Annotated in this window: 13 protein-coding genes and 1 pseudogene; 7 read left to right on the top strand and 7 right to left on the bottom strand. The window is 71.9% G+C overall.

From position 1 onward, the window contains the following. Nucleotides 1–113: 113 nt before the first annotated feature. Nucleotides 114–2,438, top strand: coding sequence for a beta-xylosidase/alpha-l-arabinosidase (locus tag ACWD0F_RS13100; RefSeq protein ID WP_449874890.1), 2,325 nt, complete (start codon nucleotides 114–116; stop codon nucleotides 2,436–2,438). 76 nt (nucleotides 2,439–2,514) lie between these two features. Beyond that, nucleotides 2,515–4,527 carry a beta-galactosidase gene (locus ACWD0F_RS13095; protein ID WP_449874888.1) on the top strand — a complete coding sequence of 671 codons (2,013 nt, stop codon included), beginning with the start codon at nucleotides 2,515–2,517 and terminating at the stop codon, nucleotides 4,525–4,527. A 221-nt stretch (nucleotides 4,528–4,748) separates the two neighbouring features. On the opposite strand, the gene ACWD0F_RS13090 is transcribed toward ACWD0F_RS13095, so the two are convergent. Continuing rightward, entirely contained in the window at nucleotides 4,749–5,069 is a 321-nt protein-coding gene (locus tag ACWD0F_RS13090) for a GYD domain-containing protein (RefSeq protein ID WP_449874886.1), read from the bottom strand. Nucleotides 5,070–5,244: 175 nt separating this feature from the next. On the opposite strand from ACWD0F_RS13090, the gene ACWD0F_RS13085 reads away from it, so the two are divergent. Further along, nucleotides 5,245–5,643, top strand: a complete 399-nt coding sequence (locus ACWD0F_RS13085; RefSeq protein WP_449874884.1) for a hypothetical protein — start codon at nucleotides 5,245–5,247, stop codon at nucleotides 5,641–5,643. 46 nt (nucleotides 5,644–5,689) lie between these two features. On the opposite strand, the gene ACWD0F_RS13080 is transcribed toward ACWD0F_RS13085, so the two are convergent. Beyond that, entirely contained in the window at nucleotides 5,690–6,121 is a 432-nt protein-coding gene (locus tag ACWD0F_RS13080; protein WP_449874882.1) for a nuclear transport factor 2 family protein, read from the bottom strand. 136 nt (nucleotides 6,122–6,257) lie between these two features. Further along, on the bottom strand, nucleotides 6,258–7,205 hold the full coding sequence (gene add / locus ACWD0F_RS13075; RefSeq protein ID WP_449874880.1) for an adenosine deaminase: 948 nt from the start codon (nucleotides 7,203–7,205) through the stop codon (nucleotides 6,258–6,260). 148 nt (nucleotides 7,206–7,353) lie between these two features. Between add and ACWD0F_RS13070 the strand changes: the two genes are divergently transcribed. Further along, nucleotides 7,354–8,097, top strand: a complete 744-nt coding sequence (locus ACWD0F_RS13070) for an alpha/beta fold hydrolase (protein ID WP_449874878.1) — start codon at nucleotides 7,354–7,356, stop codon at nucleotides 8,095–8,097. A gap of 84 nt (nucleotides 8,098–8,181) precedes the next feature. Here the strand turns inward: ACWD0F_RS13070 and ACWD0F_RS13065 are convergent, their stop codons facing one another. Together ACWD0F_RS13065 and ACWD0F_RS13060 are read right to left on the bottom strand one after the other, a co-directional pair. Next, nucleotides 8,182–9,012: a class I SAM-dependent methyltransferase gene (locus ACWD0F_RS13065; protein WP_449874876.1), complete on the bottom strand. Its 831-nt coding sequence runs from the start codon at nucleotides 9,010–9,012 to the stop codon at nucleotides 8,182–8,184. A gap of 99 nt (nucleotides 9,013–9,111) precedes the next feature. Continuing rightward, a pseudogene (locus ACWD0F_RS13060) lies at nucleotides 9,112–10,041 on the bottom strand (RNA polymerase sigma factor); the annotation flags it as partial. Between the two features lie 171 nt (nucleotides 10,042–10,212). On the opposite strand from ACWD0F_RS13060, the gene ACWD0F_RS13055 reads away from it, so the two are divergent. The 3 genes from ACWD0F_RS13055 (at nucleotide 10,213) to ACWD0F_RS13045 (ending at nucleotide 15,818) form a co-directional block, all read left to right on the top strand. Beyond that, complete coding sequence (locus ACWD0F_RS13055; RefSeq protein WP_449874874.1) at nucleotides 10,213–10,932, top strand: TetR/AcrR family transcriptional regulator; 720 nt, start codon at nucleotides 10,213–10,215, stop codon at nucleotides 10,930–10,932. A gap of 430 nt (nucleotides 10,933–11,362) precedes the next feature. Continuing rightward, nucleotides 11,363–11,707 carry a CU044_2847 family protein gene (locus tag ACWD0F_RS13050; RefSeq protein ID WP_449874872.1) on the top strand — a complete coding sequence of 115 codons (345 nt, stop codon included), beginning with the start codon at nucleotides 11,363–11,365 and terminating at the stop codon, nucleotides 11,705–11,707. Beyond that, entirely contained in the window at nucleotides 11,700–15,818 is a 4,119-nt protein-coding gene (locus tag ACWD0F_RS13045) for an nSTAND1 domain-containing NTPase (RefSeq protein WP_449874870.1), read from the top strand. The genes ACWD0F_RS13050 and ACWD0F_RS13045 overlap by 8 nt, the downstream gene beginning before the upstream one ends. On the opposite strand, the gene ACWD0F_RS13040 is transcribed toward ACWD0F_RS13045, so the two are convergent. Both ACWD0F_RS13040 and ACWD0F_RS13035 read right to left on the bottom strand, forming a co-directional pair. After that, nucleotides 15,800–17,092 carry an NAD(P)/FAD-dependent oxidoreductase gene (locus ACWD0F_RS13040; protein WP_449874868.1) on the bottom strand — a complete coding sequence of 431 codons (1,293 nt, stop codon included), beginning with the start codon at nucleotides 17,090–17,092 and terminating at the stop codon, nucleotides 15,800–15,802. The two genes, ACWD0F_RS13045 and ACWD0F_RS13040, sit on opposite strands and share 19 nt — an antisense overlap. Before the next feature lie 58 nt (nucleotides 17,093–17,150). Next, a complete protein-coding gene (locus tag ACWD0F_RS13035) occupies nucleotides 17,151–18,581 on the bottom strand; it encodes a WS/DGAT/MGAT family O-acyltransferase (RefSeq protein ID WP_449874866.1) in 1,431 nt (476 codons plus the stop codon). Nucleotides 18,582–18,606: the final 25 nt, after the last annotated feature.

Raw genomic sequence — 18,606 nt, 5'->3', positions numbered from 1 at the left:
AGCGTAACCCACCGGTAATGTCACGGTTAATTATCGGAAAGTCAGCCGGAAACTTTCTGACCTGATGGCGCAGCATTTCTGTTAGCGCTATCACCATTCACTAACGAGGGTGTATGCCTGCACGTGTTGAGCAGCCGACGTCGGAGACGGCCGCGCGCCGAGCGCGCCGGGTCGGGGAACTGCTGGCGGACATGTCGCTCGACGAGAAGCTCGCACAGCTCGTGGGCGTGTGGCTGAACGTCAATCGCGCGGAGGGCGTCGTCGCCCCGCTGCAGGACTCCATGCAGGGCGAGGACGTCGCCTTCGAGGCTTTCGCCGGCCACGGCCTGGGCCAGATCACCCGCCATTACGGCACCCGCCCGGTGGATCCGGAATGGGCGAGCACGGTGCTGGCCGAGCGGCAGCGCTGGCTGCGCGCGAACACCAGGCTCGGCATCCCCGCCCTCGCGCACGAGGAGTGCCTGACGGGGCTGGCGGCGTGGCGGGCCACGACCTATCCGGCGCCGCCGGCGTGGGGCGCCTCGTTCGACCCCGAGCTCGTGGCCGAGATGGGGCGCCGCATCGGCGCGAGCATGCTCGCCCTCGGCGTCCACCAGGGCCTGGCCCCGGTGCTCGACGTGATCCGCGACCAGCGGTGGGGGCGGGTCGAGGAGTGCGTCTCCGAGGACCCGTACGCGGTCGCCACCATCGGCGCCGCCTACGTGCGCGGCGTGCAGTCCACGGGGGCCATCGCCACGCTGAAGCACTTCGTCGGCTACTCCGGCTCCCGCGCGGGCCGCAACCTCGCCCCCGTGTACGCCGGAGCCCGCGAGGTGGCCGACACGCTGCTGTTCCCCTTCGAGGTCGCGATCCGCGACGCGGGCGCCGGCTCGGTCATGAACTCCTACGCCGAGATCGACGGCGTCCCGATCGCCGCCGACGCCCACTACCTCACCCGGATCCTGCGCGACGAGTGGGGCTTCGAGGGCACGGTCGTGGCCGACTACTTCGCCGTCGCCTTCCTGCACACGCTGCACGCCGTGGCCACCGACGCCGAGGACGCCGCCGTACAGGCGCTGACGGCGGGCATCGACGTCGAGCTGCCCACCGGGGTGACCTACCTGGAGCCGCTGAAGCACGCCGTGTCCACGGGGCGGATCGAGGAATCCCTGATCGACCGGGCGCTGCGCCGGGTGTTGCGGCAGAAGGCGGAGCTCGGCCTGCTCGACGACGACTACGAGCCGCGGCCGTCCGGCCCCGTGGACCTCGACGACCCCGAGTCGCGCGCGCTGGCCCGGCGGCTGGCCGAGGAGTCCGTCGTGCTGCTGGCCAACGACGGCGTGCTGCCGCTCGGCGACGCGGCCGGGCGGCGGGTGGCCGTGCTCGGCCCGAACGCCGACAGCGTCACGGCCCTGTTCGGCTGCTACTCCTTCGTCAACCACGTGCTGCCGCACTTCCCCGAGGTCGAGACCGGCCTGGCCGCGTCCACGCTGCTCGACGCGCTCCGCGAGGAGCTGCCCGCGGCCGCCATCCGGGTCGAGCGGGGCACCGGCGTGGACGACGGGGACCGCGACGGGATCGCCGCGGCCGCCGAACTGGCGGCCGGGTCGGACCTGGCGATCCTGGTGCTCGGTGACCGCTCGGGACTGTTCGGCCGCGGCACCTCCGGCGAGGGCTGCGACGCGGAGAGCCTCGACCTGCCGGGCGCCCAGCAGGAGCTGGCCGACGCGGTCCTGGCCACGGGCACGCCGACCGTGGTGGTGCTGATGACGGGCCGCGCCTACGCGGTGCCGGCCCTCATCGCGAACGCCGCCGCCGTCGTTCAGGCGTACTTCCCCGGCGAGGAGGGCGCGGGCGCCATCGCCCGCGTGCTGAGCGGCGCCGTGAACCCCTCGGGCCGCCTGCCGATGAGCATGCCGCGCTCGACCGCCGGCCAGCCCTACAGCTACCTGCACCCGAAGCTGGGCGCGGCGGGCTCGGTCAGCAACGTCGACCCCGCCCCCGTGCTGGGCTTCGGCCACGGGCTGAGCTACACGAGCTTCGCCTACGCGGACGTGACCGCCGACGAGCGCTCCCCCACGTCGGGCTCGATCCGCTGCTCCGCCGTCGTCCGCAACACCGGGCGGCGGGCGGGCGCGGAGGTCGTGCAGGTGTACGCCGCCGACCGGATCGCCTCGGTCACCCGGCCCGTCGCCCAGCTCGTCGGATACGCCCGCGTCGAGCTGGCCCCCGGCGAGAGCGCGCGGGTCGCCTTCGACGTGCCGGCCCGGCTGCTCTCCTTCACCGGCCGCGACGGGCGCCGCGTCGTGGAGCCCGGCGAGGTCGGCCTGTCCGTGCGCCGCTCGGTCACCGACGTGATCGCCGAGCGTGAGGTGCTGCTGACCGGGCCCGTGTACGAGATCACCGGCTCCGAGCGGCGGCTGACCGACGTGTCGGTGACGGACAGGGCGACGTCATGACCGAAGCGGCCGGCCGCCCTGACCTCATCCGGATCATCATCACCGGCATCACCACGGGAGCAGTGCAATGACTCGTATGGACGCCTTCAGTAACCGCGTCGGCGGCTTCGCCTACGGCGGCGACTACAACCCCGAGCAGTGGGACCCGGCCGTCTGGCGGGAGGACGTCCGCCTCATGCGCGAGGCCGGGGTCAACACCGTCTCGCTCGGCGTTTTCGCCTGGGCCTCGCTGGAGCCCGAGCCCGGCACGTACACGTTCGGCTGGCTGGACGAGATCATGGACCTCCTCCACGAGAACGGCATCAGCGTCAACCTGGCCACGCCGACGGCGGCGCCCCCCGTGTGGCTCACCCACCTGCACCCCGAGGTGTTCCCGATCATGGCCGACGGGCAGCCGTTCGGCTTCGGGAACCGGCTGCACTACGATCCGTCGTCGCCGATCTACCGCGAGTACGCGGCCGGCATCACCACCAAGCTCGCCGAGCGCTACTCCTTCCATCCGGCGCTGGCGATGTGGCACATCAGCAACGAGTACGGGCCCACGGCGTTCAACGAGGCCGCCTCGATCGGCTTCAGGCGCTGGCTGCGCCGCGAGTACGGCGACCTGGACACGCTGAACGAGGCGTGGACCACCCGCTTCTGGGGCCAGGTCTACACCGACTGGGACCAGATCCAGGTGCCGAACATCCCGCGCAACTGGATGAACCCCTCACGCCGGCTCGACTTCAAGCGCTTCACCTCCGACACGCTGCTGGAGTGCTACCTCGCCGAGCGGGACATCGTCCGCTCCTTCCGCGACGACATCCCGGTGATGACGAACTTCATGCGCTTCTTCCGGCACGCCGACTACTGGAAGTGGGCGCCCGAGGAGGACGCCGCCGCGCTCGACATCTACCCCAACCCGGCCGACGCCGACTCCCACGTGTCGGCGGCCTTCAACTACGACCTGTTCCGCTCGCTCAAGGGCGGCCGGCCGTGGATGCTCATGGAGCAGGCGGCCAGCGCGGTCAGCCAGTGGCAGCTCAACATCGTCAAGGAGCCGGGCCGGATGCGGCTCGGGTCGCTCCAGGCGGTGTCGCGGGCGGCCGACTCGGTGATGTTCTTCCAGTGGCGGGCCAGCCGGGGCGGCCAGGAGCGCTTCCACTCCGCGATGTTGCCGCACTCGGGGCCCGATTCGCGGACCTTCCGGGAGATCGTCGACCTCGGGCGGGAGATGAAGCTGCTCGCGCCGGTCGCCGGCACGACCTCGCGCTCCGACGTCGCCGTGCTGTTCGACTGGAACGGCTGGTGGGGGCTGGAGGAGACGTTCGGGCTGCCCAGGAGCGACTTCAGCTACACCGACACGGTGATGCGGCACTACACGCCGCTGTGGGAGCGGCACTATCCCGTGGACGTGGTGTCGGCGGCCTCGTCGCTGGAGGCGTACAAGGTGCTGGTCGTGCCGAACGCGTACCTGATCGACGACGCGGGCGCCGAGCGGATCGCCGCTTTCGCGCGCGACGGCGGCACGGTGGTCATGTCGTTCTTCTCCGGTGTGGTCGACGACCGCAACCGGGTGCGGCCCGACGGCTATCCGGGGGCGTTCCGGCAGCTCATCGGCGCCAAGATCGACGAGTACTGGGCGGCGCGGCCGGATGAGGTGTTCGCCGTGGAGTTCGCCGACGGGCGGCGGACGACCTCGACCTGGTGGCGCGACGACCTGCACCTGGAGAGCGGGACGGCGCTGGCCACCTACGCCGACGGGCTGCTGGCGGGGCGCGCGGCCGTGGTCGAGAACCGGTTCGGCGCCGGGCGGGTCGTCTACGTGGCGACGCTGCTGGAGCAGGCGGCCTTCGACTCGGTGGTGCTCGACGCCGTGGCCGCCGCCGGGGTGCGGCCCCTGCTGGAGGACGTTCCCGCGTACGTCGAGTGCTCGGTGCGCGGCGACGACGCCTACGAGTACGTCTTCCTGCTCAACCACAGCGGCGAGGAGAGCGCGTCCGTCCCCGTGGGCGGGGACGGGACGGACCTGCTCACCGGGAAGCCGGTGTCGGGGTCGGTGGAGCTGGCGCCGCTCGGCGCGATGGTGATCCGGCGCACGCGCGCGTAGCGGCCGGCACCGCCGGCGAACCGGCCCGCGGGCACGACTGCCCTGTACCCGCGGGCCGGTTCGCCGGCGACTTCACAGCGCTCAGGACCGCCGACGCTTCTGGAGGGTTCGCAACGGTCAGATACGCCTTGGTCTCCTCGAACCCAGCGCCGCAGAGCCGTTGGCCATCGATAGAGCAGTGAGCGTCCCAGCTCGACCACTCCCCCGCGATCACCCGGCTGTCACGCGCCAGGAGCCCGGTATGCCACCTCCATCCGTGCGGCATCGTCGATCTCCTCTGGCGTCAGCAGGACAGCCGTCTTCGTGTGTACCGCCCCAGACGCCGATATCCTGAGGCTCACGGCGGCCGAAGCCGCGTTGCTCGGCAGGTCGACGATCACATACGTGTCCGCCTCGCCGAACGCGAAATACATCTGCTCGACCCGGCCGCCGACGCTTTCCACCATGCGCTCCACCGCTTGCCGGCGTCCGGTGCCGCCCTCTTGCAACACTCCTTTGAGGCCATCCGCGGTGTAGATCGCCTGAATCAGGTACTTGGGCATGGTCGAGTCCCCCGTCTCGTGCTGCCACCCTGCGCTGGGGCGGTCCTTGCGGTCACGGTGTCGAAGTTCTCGGCTTTGGGTGACGGTAATCCCGCCTGCTGTCCTGCTTTCCCCTGATCTCCTTGCCCCTCGGCAGCGACCTTGATCATTGCCGCAGCGGTGGTACGGGACAACGATGCTGGCGCACTGGGCGGGCAAGGTGGCGCTGCCTGCTGTCGTCTGTGCCGCTGCCCTGACTCTGCTGACGGCTCGTTCCTACCGTCGGAGACAGTCGGTCGCAGCCGGCGTGACCCTTCTCTTCTCGGGTATCGCCTTGCTCCTGCTCCCAGTGATCGCCTCATATCTCGCACCCGAGGTCCAGGGCAACGGCCAGCACGTCAACGAGAGCGCCTACGCAGGCATACGCTGCTGGATCATCGGGATCCCGGTGCTGACGGCCGGAATGTTTCGTTTCGCCTTCCTCCTCGCCCTTCCCCTGGGCAACGCGGCAACGGCAGTCGGTGCGTACGGCCGGTGCGACGGCTCGGGCGCGCGACACCCCGAAAACGCAGAAGAGGCCCCGGAGGGCCTCTGAGCTGCGCTGACTGCGCGTGGCAGGGACCGAACTCGCGCAGGCGGCATTACAGCCGGCTGGCGTCGCCGAACACCATGAGGTGGCCTTTGGCGGTGTCCATGTACTCGCGCACCCGGTGGATCAGCCCGTCCCGCAACTCGAAGACGAAGCAGTAGTCGTTGCGGTAGACGTTGCCGCCCGCGAGCGTGGCGTCCATGGTCTCCTCCACCACGACCACGTCACCGTCGGCGTAGAACCCGCGGAAGGTGAGCGAGACATCGGCGACGAACATGCGGTGGAAGTCGACGGTCAGGAAGTGCACGATCGCCTCCCTGCCCACCATGTGGGGCGAGCCGCCCAGGGCGAGAGCGGTGGCGTTGCGCGGCGGGGCCAGCCATTCGGCCTCTTCGGTGAAGAACGCCGCGATCTGGGCCTGGTCACGGGTCGAGAACGCCCGCCACGCCCGCTGCACCAGGTCCCGGCTCTGCTCGGAGGTCATGTCGGTGCACTCTAGGAGCGCGGCGCGCTCGGGACTCGCGCATTTCGGACGTGGTCATCTGGGCCGGGCGTATGGGCCGGGCATCTCTGCCGGGCGTCTCTGCCGGGCGTCTCTGCCGGGCGTCTCTGCCGGCGGGTCACGACGAGGCGAGCCAGGCGGTCACGTCGGACCGCAGCCGCGCCTTGAGCTCCTCGGAGGCGAACGACGCGTCGATCGAGGCCCGCGCCAGCTCGGCCAGCACGGTGTCCTCGTACCCGAAGACCTCCCGCACCCGCTCGTACTCCGCCCCCAGCTCCGTCTCCCCGTCCGTGTTGACGGTGACCACCAGCCCGGCCTCCCGCAGCAGCGGCAGCGGGTGGGCGGCCAGCGAGGGGACGAGGCCGAGCATGACGTTGGAGGTGGGGCAGACCTCCAGCGGGATCCGGCGTTCGCGTACCTCCGCCACCAGCGCGGGGTCGTCGAGGACGCGGATGCCGTGCCCGAGCCGCTCGGTGTGCCCCAGGTCGAGCGCCTCACGGATGCTCGCGGGCCCGGCGGCCTCCCCCGCGTGGTGCACCAGGTGCAGCCCCGCGTCCCTGGCCGCGTCGAGCACCTCCGCGAACGGCGCCAGCGGGTTGCTCTCGTCACCGGCCAGCCCGATGCCGATCACGCCGTCGTACCGGGTGGCCAGCTTGAACGTCTGCCAGAGCCGCTCCACCGGCCGCCGCCTGGAGTGGTCGAGCAGCACCCGGCACTCGATCCCGTGCCTGGCCCCGCCCTCGGCCAGCCCGTCGAGCACCGCCTCCAGCGGCATCTCCGGCTGCCCCACCCGCTCGCCGTGGGAGGCCGCGGTGAACGTCACCTCCGCGTAGCGGGTGCCCTGGGCCGCCTCGTCCGCGCAGAACTCCACCGCGATCCGCCGGAAGTGCTCGGCCGTCCGCAGCAGGTCGCGGACTTTGGCCCGCTGGTCGCCGAACTCCCTGAAGCTGGCATACACCCCTGCGGGCTCGGGCGTTCCGCCCAGGTCGCGCACGGTCTCCGGCCGTACGGTGCTCTCCAGGTGAACGTGCAGGTGGGCTTTGGGCAGTGCGCGAACGTCTCTCACAGCCGTAAAAAATACCGGTATCCCCCAGTTGCCCGCAGACCGGTATGCCACTCTGCGGCGGACCGCAAACACCAAGCCCGCGATCGCGGCGTACGGTCGGGGCACGGCGCCCGTCATACGGCGGAGCCCCGGCGGAAAGGAGCGCCCCATGGCCACAGTCGTCCTGCTCCACGGTGTCCCGGAGACCCCGGCGATCTGGGATCCCCTCCGCGCGGCCCTGCGCCACCCGGACGTGCGCGCCCTGCGGCTGCCCGGTTTCGGCGGCCCCAGGCCGGCCGGTTTCGCCGCCACCAAGGAGGAGTACGTGACGTGGCTGACCGGGGAGCTGGAGTCGATCTCCGGAGAGGTCGACCTGGTGGGCCACGACTGGGGCGGCGGCTTCGTGGTGCGGCTGGTCAGCACCCGCCCCGACCTCGTACGCAGCTGGGCCACCGACGCCGCCACCCTCGGCCACCCCGACTTCACCTGGCACGACCTGGCCCGGATCTGGCAGACGCCGGAGGCGGGCGAGGAGTTCTTCGAGCGGCAGTTCGCCGCGCCGGTCGAGTTGCAGGCCGAGGCGCTGGCGGCGTTCGGCATCCCGCGCGAGCACGCCCTGTCGATGGCCGCCGCCTCGGACCGGGTCATGGCGGACAGCATCCTGGCCCTGTACCGGTCGGCGGTGGACGTCGGGCGGGAGTGGTCGCCGGCGTTCACGGACATCCCGGCGCCGGGGCTGGTGCTGCGGCCGTCGGAGGACCCGTTCGTGCGGCCGGACCTGGTGACGGCGACGGCGGCCAGGGCCGGCGCAGCGGTGGCCGATCTGCCGGGGCTCGGCCACTGGTGGATGCTGCAGGATCCGGCGGCGGGCGCGGCGAAGCTGCGGGAGTTCTGGCAGAACGCCGCCAAGTGAGCCGCCGGGAGGGCCCTCCCAGGTGACGGGCCACGAGCGGGTGACGGGGCACGAGAAGGTGACGGGGCACGAGCAGGTGACGGGCTACGAGGCGGCCGGCTCCGAGGCGGCCTGGTGTGACGGCCCGGCGTGCGCGGCGGCGGGCCACGGGGTGGCGGGCTGCTTGGTGATGCGGATCTTCGACTGCTTGTGCCGCAGCCGCTCCCAGTCCTCCATGAACGTCGCCGTCAGCCCGTACTTGCCGGCCAGCGCCACCAGCGTCTCGGTGCGGTAGTAGAAGTCCTCCCGCAGCACCTGGTGCTCCTTCCCCTCGGTGCGATCGAAGGTGAGATCGAACCAGCCGCCCGGCTTCATGATCCGCCCCACGTGGGCGAAGCACTCCTCGATCACCTCCGGCGGCGAGTGCGAGAACACGCTGTGCGCGTGCACGACGTCGAAGTGCTCATCGGGCAGGAACGCGAACCGCAGGTCGCGGACCGGCGTCAGATGCGGCAACTTGTCACTCAGCCCGTGCTCGACGATCGTGTCCTGGGCCGCCATGAGGATGTCGGGCGAGATGTCGATGCCGTAGTAGTTGCCGGTGCGCAGGTAGCCGATGAACAGGTGCCCCGCGCGCAGGTTGCCGCAGCCGATCTCCAGCATCCGGCAGTCCGGGGTCAGCCCGTGCCCGACGAGGTAGCCGAACTGCATGCGGCCCACCGCCAGCCACCGGCGGTGGTTGTGCGAGCCCACGGCGCCCTCGGGATCGCGCGCGGTGTCGGACCTCATGACGGCGCGATAGTAGGAGACGTGGTCGCGGGTACGCAGCCTGAACCACGTGTCACGGGCCAGCCGCCGCACATGGGGCACGATCTTGTGCGGATTCTTGATCGCGTAGGTCGCTTGGTGGACGAGGCTCGAACGGGAGCGTTTCATCCTTCGGAATCTAGGTCACCCGCCGCTCCCCGCCATGGAAGGTGGCGGCAGTCTTGGGTCTCCGTTTGCGCAGCCTTTCTGTGCGCGCTCCTCGAACGCTCAGCTCAGGTAGTCGCGCAGCGCCAGCGAGCGGGACGGGTGGCGGAGCTTGGACATCGTCTTGGCCTCGATCTGCCTGATCCGCTCCCGGGTGACGCCGTAGATGCGGCCGATCTCGTCGAGCGTCATCGGCTTGCCGTCGGTCAGGCCGTAGCGCATCGTGATCACGCCCGCCTCCCGCTCGGAGAGCTGGTCGAGCAGGCTGTGCAGTTGCTGCTGCAGCAGCGTGAACGACACGGCCTCGGCCGGGGAGATGGCCTCGGTGTCCTCGATGAGGTCGCCGAACTCGCTGTCTCCCTCCTCGCCCAGGGGCATGTGCAGGGAGATCGGCTCGCGCCCGTAGCCCTGGATCTCGGCGACGCGGTCGACCTCGAGCTCGCAGTCCTTCGCGATCTCTTCGGGGGTGGGCTCGCGGCCGAGCTCGATATGCAGGGTCCGCTGCACGCGGGCGACCTTGTTGATCAGCTCCACCATGTGGACGGGGATGCGGATCGTCCGGGCCTGGTCGGCCATGGCCCGGGTGATGGCCTGCTTGATCCACCACGTCGCGTACGTGGAGAACTTGTAGCCGAGCCGGTAGTCGAACTTCTCGATCGTCCGGATCAGCCCCAGGTTGCCCTCCTGGATCAGGTCGAGGAAGAGCATGCCCCGGCCCGTGTAGCGCTTGGCGATGGAGACGACCAGGCGGAGGTTGGCCTCCAGCATGCGGCGCCTGGCACGCAGCCCGTCGTCGGCGATCCACTCCAGCTCGGTACGCAGATCGTCGGTCAGGCCCGGCTCGCTGTCGAGCCGCTCCCTGGCGAACAGCCCGGCCTCGATGCGCTTGGCCAGCTCGATCTCCTGCTCGGCGTTGAGCAGCGGCACGCGCCCGATGGCCTTCAGATATGCCTTGACCGAGTCGGCGCCGACGGCCGTGCCACCGTCGGCGACGTTGTCGTCCAGTTCGAGAACCTCTGCTGCTTGGGACAAAACACTCTCCTCGCTCGCTTTGGAGTGCACCGCACGACATAGTTCTAGGTCGAACCTAGATTTATGACCCTTCTTCAAAGAGGGTCAACCTAAATTAAGGTCGAACCTAAGAATTTGTAGGAGACTTCGGGTATGAGCATCGACACCCTGGGCTTGAGGGAACAGAAGAAGCGGGAGACCAGGCAGGCCATCTCCCACCAAGCTACCCAACTCTTCCTGATGCGTGGTTTCGACAGGACCACCATCGCCGACATCGCCGGCGCCGCGCGGGTGGCCAAGATGACCGTCACCAACTACTTTCCCCGCAAGGAAGACCTGGCCCTGGACCACCATGCGGCCTTCGTGGCGGGGCTGGCGAAGGCGGTGGCGGACCGCTCTCCCGGGGAGGCGGCGCTGGGGGCGGTGCGGCGGGCGTACGCAGAGGCGCTGGAGCGGCACGATCCGGTCATCGGCTTCACGGACCTCGACTTCGCCCGCATGATCGCCGGCAGCCCCACCTTGGTCGCCCGGCTCCGCGACCTCCACGACCAGCGAGAGAACGCCCTGACCACCCACCTCGTCGCCGAGGTCGCGGAAAACCCCTCCCCCGGGCCGCTCGCCGCAGCCGACATGGGCGCCACGGGCCGCATGGGCGGCACAGGAGACGCGGAGGTCGTCGCGCGTGCCGTGGCCGGGCAGCTCGCGGCGGCGGACCGGCTGCTCTTGCGCGACCTGCGGGCCCGCACCCTGGCAGGCCAGAGCGACGACGACATCGCCACCGCGCTCATCGAGACCGCCCAGCGCGTCTTCGACCTCCTCGAACCCGCCATCGGCACCTACGCCGTCCGCCGCACCCCCGCACACACGCCCTGACCCCGCCGACGCCCGAGCACGCATCCACCGCGCCCCCACCACCATCGCCTCAACCGTCCCTTCCTTCACCAGTTCCCCGGTGCGGGGCGCGGGAAGCTTGCGGATCACGCCCCATCAGCGGCCGGCTCCCACGGCGAAGGGACGACTGGACTTGTCGGCCCGCCGTTCTCAAGCTCGCACACGCCACCGACAGTTCCGCCCGAAGGTCCCCATGGCGCCAGGGTTCTGAGCTGAAGGGTGTTCCTGCTCTCCGGAAAACCGCGTCAGTGCATATACGCCTTTCAGGCGAGGCCCTTTCACGTTTCCGGGCGGTTGAACGGGCGAATCCGTAGATCATCGATTTCGCCCTCATGAATGGCTCGTCCGTCTACCGGAATGACTTCATGTGAGTTACCGGCGAGGTTATTCTCATGGGCGGGGAGGGGTCCGTATGCCTGACTTCATTGAGGTGCCGGTCGAGGGCGACGAGGGTTTCCTGCTGGAGGTGGACCGGCGCACGGTGCGGGTGGGCCGGGGCGACGAGGCGGTGGAGGCGGCCAAGGAGTCCTTCCAGCGCAGCCTTGATCGCGTACGGGTCATCGCGGCAGTGGTCGTCGACAAGCTGTCGGCCCTGCCTCGCCAGCCGGACCGGGTACGGGTCGAGTTCGGGGTCAAATTGTCGGCCGACGCCAATGTGATCGTGACCCGGACCACCGGCGAGGCACATTTCGTGGTCGAGCTGGAATGGACGCGCGAGTCCGGCGGGGCGGCGACGGCGAAGCCGGCAGATGGATGAACGCGCCCGTGGGGTGGCGCGGGTATGGGGACGCGGGTCGCACCCGGTCGGCAGCGCCTTTCTGGTGGGTCCGCGTACGTTATTGACGTGCACCCACGTGGTGGCCGTGGCCCGCGGTGCGGGCAAGCTGGTGACCCCGCCGGCCGGCTGCGAGGTCGAGGTCGACTTCCCGGCCCGTCCGGGTGAGTTCTGGGCGGCGCGGCTGATCGCCTGCCAGCCGGTGGAGGGTGACGGGGACGGCGACGTGGCGGTGCTGGAGCTGCCTGCCGAGGCGCCGCCGGAGCTGCGGCCCGCGGTCCTGATCGAGGCGCCGGACCTGTGGCGGCATGCCGGCGGGACGTTCGGTTTCCCGCGCGGGTTCGACAATGGCACGTTCGGCTCCGGCGTGCTGCTGTCGGTCGAGGGCACCGGGTGGCTGGAGATCGACGATCGGGCCGGCCGCCCGGTCGAGCCGGGGTTCAGCGGCGCGCCGGTGTGGGACGAGCAGTATCCGGCCGGTGTGGTGGGCATGGTGGTCGCGGCACGCACCGCCGACGTGGCGTACGCGATCCCGGTCCGCGCGCTGATGGCCGCCTGGCCGCCGCTGGCGGCTCTGGCGCGCCCGCCGTCGCCGTACCGGGGGCTGCTGCCGTTCTCCGCCGCGGACACGGAGGTCTACTGCGGACGCGAGGAGGACGCCACCGAGCTGCTGGAACTGGTACGCAGCGAGCCGGTGGTGACGGTGGTCGGCGCGTCGGGGGTGGGCAAGACCTCTCTCGTGCTGGCCGGGCTGGCGCCCAGGCTCGCCCAGGAGGGCGTCGTGACGGCGTCCGTACGGCTCCAGCCGCGCATGGATCTGGCGCGGGCCCTGGCGCCGCACCGGGACAGGGCGGGCACCGGGCGGCTGGTCGTCGTGTTCGACCAGCTCGACGAGGTGCTGGTGGCGAACCCGGCGCTGGGCAGGCAGGTCGACCGGCTCGTCGCGGAGCTGACGGCTCCTGGCGCGGGCGGGCCGGCGGTCAGCGCGGTGGTAATCCTGCGCGACGATTTCCTGGGATACGCGGAGAAGTTGACGCCGGTCATCTGGGACGCCTGGCGGCGGCAGCGTTTCGCGCTCCGGCCGATGCGCCGTGAGCAGCTGCGTGAGGCGATCTCCGGCCCGCTGCGGAGCGTACGGCCGGTGCGGCTGGCGGACGGGCTGGCCGAGCTCATCCTCGCCGACGCGCCCCCGGGCCCGTCCGCGCTGCCGTTGGTCGAGCAGACGATGTCGCTGCTGTGGGATCGGCAGGAGCACGGCGAGCTGACCCACTCCGCGTACCGGCAGATCGGCGGGGTCGGCGCGGCGCTCAACGAGCACGCCGAGTCGGTGCTGTCCCGGCTGACCGAGCGGCAGCAGGGGGACGCGCGGTGGTTGTTCGTCCAGTTGGTCCGGCCGGACAAGCTGGACGACGGTCAGAGCGAGGAGTCCGCGCGGGATCTGCGGCGGATCGCCACCCATGACGACCTCACCGACGCGCAGTGGACGCTGGCGCACCATCTGGCCGGTACCCGGCTGCTGGCCACCACCGGTGGCGACGGCACCCGCGCCGGCACCGTGGAGCTGGCCCATGAGGCGCTCATCACCGCCTGGCCCCGCCTGCGGGAGTGGGTGAACCAGACGCGGTCGTTCCGGCTCTGGCAGGACCGGCTGCTGCGGGAGCGGCTGGCGTCCTGGACGTCGGCCGGTCGCGGCGCGGATCGCCGGCGGGCCCTGTTGCGCGGCCGGGAACTACGCGAGTCGCTGCGGGCGATCGGGTACGCCCGGTCCGAGCGGTACGAGCTGCCCGAGCGCGAGCTCGCCTTCGTCCGGCGGTGCCGGCTGCGCCGCCGGAGCGTCCGGCGAAGGGGCGCCCTGGCCGCCCTGCTGGTCGTGGTCGCGCTGGCGTGGCTGCCGATCCGGCTGGTGGAGACGACGGAGCAGCAGCGCGGCACCGAGCGCCTGCGGCAACGCTCCACCGCCACCCAGCGGCTGATGGCGCAGGCCGGATCGGCGCGCCCGGACAACATCCGCAAGGCGCTGCAACTCGGCCTGGCCGCGCGCCGTCTGTCACCCGGCGCGCCGGGTGACAGCGGTCTGTCCGGGACCGTCACCTCGACGCCGCTCGTCGCGACCCTCACCGCGCCGGGTGGGGGCGCGGAGGTCCATGGTGTGGATTTCAGCCCGGACGGCCGCGTCATGGCCGCGACCACCGCCAAAGGAACGCTTTGGGACATCGGCGACCCCTACCGGCCGGTCCGGGCCGCCACTCTGGGCGACGCGGGGGGCCTCACGCTGGCTTTCAGCCCTGTCGGCCGGATCCTGGCCACCGGCGGCTTCAAGGGGGCGCTGGAGTTGTGGAACGTGGCCGACGCGTACCGGCCGGTGCGCGTGGCCCTGCGCACGGCCGGCGCGTACGGCATCACCGCGCTCGCTTTCAGCGGCGACGGCCGGACCCTAGCCACCGCCGGCGCGGACCGCACCGTCCTCCTGTGGGATGTCACCGATCCCCGCAGGCCGTCCCGGATCGCCGTGCTGCGCGGCCACGACGACGAGGTGGACGCGGTACGGTTCGCGCCGGGCGGCGGCATGATCGCGACCGCGAGCGCGGACGGCACGGTGCGCCTGTGGAAGATCACCGCTCGCCGTCAGCCGATCCGGCTGGCCACTCTGCCCGGCGACATCGGGCTGGTGTACGGAGCGCTCGGCTTCAGCCCGGACGGCCGCCATCTGGCCACCGCCGATCTGCAGCGGGTACGCCTGTGGGACCTCGCCGACCCCCGCCACCCGAAGCCGGCATCGACGCTGACCGGTCACCACTCCCGGGTGGCCGGGATCGCCCACAGCCGCTCCGGCCACCTGCTGGCCGTGACCGGCTGGGACGGCCGGCTGATCGTGTGGGACGTCGCCGACGCCCGCCATCCGGTGATCGTCACCACGGTGAAGGTCAGCACCCTCGCCTACGGCGTCGCGATCTCCCCCGACGGCAGGTACCTCGCCTCCGGCGGCGGCAACGGCCAGGTGTCGCTCTGGGACGCCACCCGGCTGCACAGTCCCGCGATCCCGGCCGCCAGGCTGACCGGCCACACCCGCGGGCTGTGGGGGTTGTCGCTCAGCCGCGACCGGCACCTGCTGGTCACGGCCGGTTGGGACGGCACCGCCATGGTGTGGGACATCACCCACCCGGACGAGCCGATCCTGCTGACCACCCTCGGCGCCCGCGGCCGGAACAACCCCTCCGCCCCCGCGCTCAGGCCGGACGGCCGGGTCCTGGCCCTGGGCCACAGCGACCGGGTGGATCTGTGGGACCTGGCCGACCCCCGCCGTCCCGCCCTGCTGGAGACGATCCCCGATCCCGGACTCCTGCATCAGCTGGCCTTCAGCCCGCGCGGCGATCTCCTGGCCGGGGCGTCGATGCACTCCCGCGCGCTGCTGTGGGACGTCCGCGACCCGCGCCGTCCGACGCACGCCGCCGAGGTCCGCCACGGCGGCAACGTGTCCGGGGCGGCCTTCCTCGCCGGCGGCCGGATTCTGGCCACGGCCAGTCAGGACGCCACCTTCGCCCTGTGGGACCTGGCCGATCACCGGCATCCGGCCCCGGTGTGGGCGAGCCCCCGATCGCGCCGGGGCTTCCCCCTGGAAGGCGTGGCGATCGCCCCTGACGGGCGCACCTTGGCCGTCGCCGGCACCTACGGCACGCCGGAGGCGGCGCTGTGGGACATCACCGACCTCCGGCGCCCGCGCCGCACCGCGATCCTGCCCGGCGAGACCGGCAAGATGTACGACGTGGCGTTCAGCCCGCGCGGTCACCTGCTGGCCACCGCCGAATCCGACGGGTCCGTCGGGGTGTGGGACACCAGTGACCCGGCCCTGCCGATCCGCCTGATCTCCCTGACCGGGCACACCGGCCAGATCCAGCGGGTCGCCTTCAGCCCGGACGCCACCGTGGTGGCCGCCGCCAGCTCCGACCGCACCGCGACGCTGTGGGACATCCGGTGGGCCGTCCGGCTGTCCGGGCACCTGCCCGAAGCCGCCTGCGTCGCCGCCGGAGGCGAACTGGACCGGACCCAGTGGCAGGCCGCCGTCCCCGGCATTCCCTACGAGCCGACCTGCTGACTCGAAGGGGCGAGCTGCCCGGGAACCGGCCGAGCGCGGTGGGACGGGAAGTCGGTGAGCACGGCTTGGGCCGCGCGCCGGCCGGAGACGAGGGCGCCCTGGAGGGAGCCGGTGTCGCGGTGGTCGCCGCACACGTACAGCCCGGCGCGCAGGCGCACCGGCTTGCGCAGCGGGTACGGCGGCGGCATCGCGGGCAGCGCCGCCGCGATCGGGTACGTGGCCACGTGCTCCCAGCCGGAGGTGTCCCCGTAGATCTCGCTCAGGCGCCGGCGGACCGGGCGTTCGTCGGTGTCCAGCCCCAGGACCGACGTGGACACCAGCGCTCGCCCGTCGGCGGAGTACTCCGGGGCCGCGTCCGTGAGAACCAGGGTGTCGGTGATGGCCCCGGTGGCGTCGACGATCTGGATCGGCTCCCGCAGGGGCGAGCGGGGAGCGGCGTGGTAGAAGGTGGTCACCGCGCGCATCGGCGGCACCTCGATCTCGCTCAGCAGGTCACCCGCCGACCGGGGGTCGGCGGCCACCACCACGGCCCGCCCGCCGATCGTGGTGCCGTCCGCGAGGCGCACGCCGCCGGCCGCGACCTCGCGCACGCGGGCGCCGAGGGTGACGGTGCCCGGCGGCAGCCGGTCGGCCAGCTGACGCGGGATCTGGCCCATGCCGAGCGCGGGCAGGCCGATGGTGCCGCGCGCGAACGCCCGCCAGAACAGGTGGAAGACGCGGCTGGAGGTCTCCAGGTCGCGTTCGAGGAGCACGCCGGCCAGGAAGGGACGCATCAGGCAGTCGATCATCTTGGCGGACATGCCCCAGGCGCGCAGTTCGTCCTCGGTACGCCGCTCACGCCCGCCGCGCAGGCGGGAGCCGGGCAGGACCAGGTCACGTGCGGTGACGGCGGCGAGCGCGGCCTTGTCGCGGAGCGTGCCGACGCCGGTCAGCAGCCCGCTCAGCGCGTGCCGGGGATGCCGCCACGGCAGCATCACCCTGGCCCGGGCGTGGGCCCCCTGGACGATCAGTCCCGAGGCGAAGGGCCGCAGGTCGAGCGCGCCGATGTCGAGGACGCGGCGGGCCTCGGGGTAGGCGGTGTTGAACACCTGGTAGCCGCGGTCCAGCCGGAACCCGCCGACGACGTCGGTGCGCACCCGGCCGCCGACGCCGTCGGACGCCTCCAGCACGCGTACCGGAACGCCGGCCTCGTGCAACCGCACCGCGCAGGCCAGCCCCGCCATCCCGGCTCCCACCACGATGACGGCTCCGCGCGTCTCCCGATCGTTGTCCATACCGCGGCCCTACCCGCGTTCACGCAGCTCAGACCTGCTGTGGGTGAACGCGGCCCCCCTAGTCCGGCAGGTCGGACTCCGCGTCGCGCAGCTCGTCGAGGGCCTCGCGCAGGTGTCCCGCCAGCTCCCACGGATCGGGCACCATCTCCCTGTCGGTGACCACGCCGATGTCCAGCGAGCCGTCGTAGGAGAACGCCGTCAGATTCACCCCGCCGCTCACGTCCGTGATCACCGACACCGGATAGTGGGTCAGCAACCGCGCCCCGCACACGTACAGGGGGAACTGCGGCCCCGGCACGTTCGAGATGGCCACGTTGATGGGCGGCGAGGTCTGCCCGACGAGCCCGAACGCCGACCTGGAGGCCAGCCCCATGAGCGCGGCCGGCATCGACTCGCTGAACTCGCGCAACCACCGCGCCGGCGACAGCGCGAACCTGTCCTTGATCCGCTGCATGGCCTGCCGCACCTGGTGCAGCCGCGCGACCGGATCGTCGAGGTGCACGGCCAGCGGCGCCGTCATGATCGCCACCTGGTTGCCGCGCCCCTCGACCCCGGCGGCCCGCAACGAGAACGGCACGCCGGCCACCAGCGGCTGGCGCGGGATCCCGCCGTGCGCGGCCAGCCAGCGGCGCAGCGCTCCCGCGCACACGGCCATGACCACGTCGTTGACGGTCACCCCGAACGCCTTGCGCACCTGCTTGATCTCCTCCAGCGGCAGCGACACGAACGCGAAGCGCCGATGCGCCGAGACGGGCCCGCTGAACGGCGTCCTCGGCGCGGGCAGCGTGGGCAGCTCCGGCGCCTGCCCGGACCCGGCCAGCCGGCGGGCGAGCCCCGAGACGAGGTGGCTGCCCGGGATCCAGGACACGACGGGGATCTCGTCGAGGTGGGGGATGGCGCGGGCCGCGAACCGCACGGCGTAGGCGGGATTGCCGGCCAGCCTGGCCAGCCCGCGGGCGAGCATCTCCGCCGCTCCGGGCGGCGGCGCGTCGCGTTCGGGTGACCCGGCGGGCGGCGCGGCGGGCGAGGGGCCGGTGTCGAGCAGCGCGGCCAGCACGTCGGCGCCGCCGATCCCGTCCACGGCCGCGTGATGGACCTTGGTGTAGAGGCCCATGCGGCCGCCGGACAGCCCGTGGATCAGGTAGATCTCCCACAGGGGCCGCGATCGGTCGAGCCGGCGGGCGTGCAGCCGGGAGACCTGCTCGGCGAGCTGCCGGTCGCCGCCGGGCGGCGGCAGGCCGATCTCGCGTACGTGGTAGTCGAGGTCGAGGTCGTCCTCCTGCCGCCAGTACGGGTGGTCGAGCCCGAGCGGCACCGGGGCGAGTTTGCGCCGCAGCGCGGGCACGTACGGGAGCCGCTGTTCGAGCAACGCCTGCAGGTCGGCCCGGTTGAGGTCGCCATCGAGGATGGCCAGGCCGGCGATGTTGGCGATGTTCGTGGCGGTCTCGAAATGGAGGAACTGCGCGTCCAGGGCGGCGAGCTGGGGCATGGGTCACACCTCCGCCCCGAACCAA

Source organism: Nonomuraea sp. NPDC002799 (assembly GCF_053592075.1).
The sequence above is the reverse complement of the archived record's forward strand: the minus strand, read 5'-3'. Positions and strand labels throughout refer to the sequence as shown.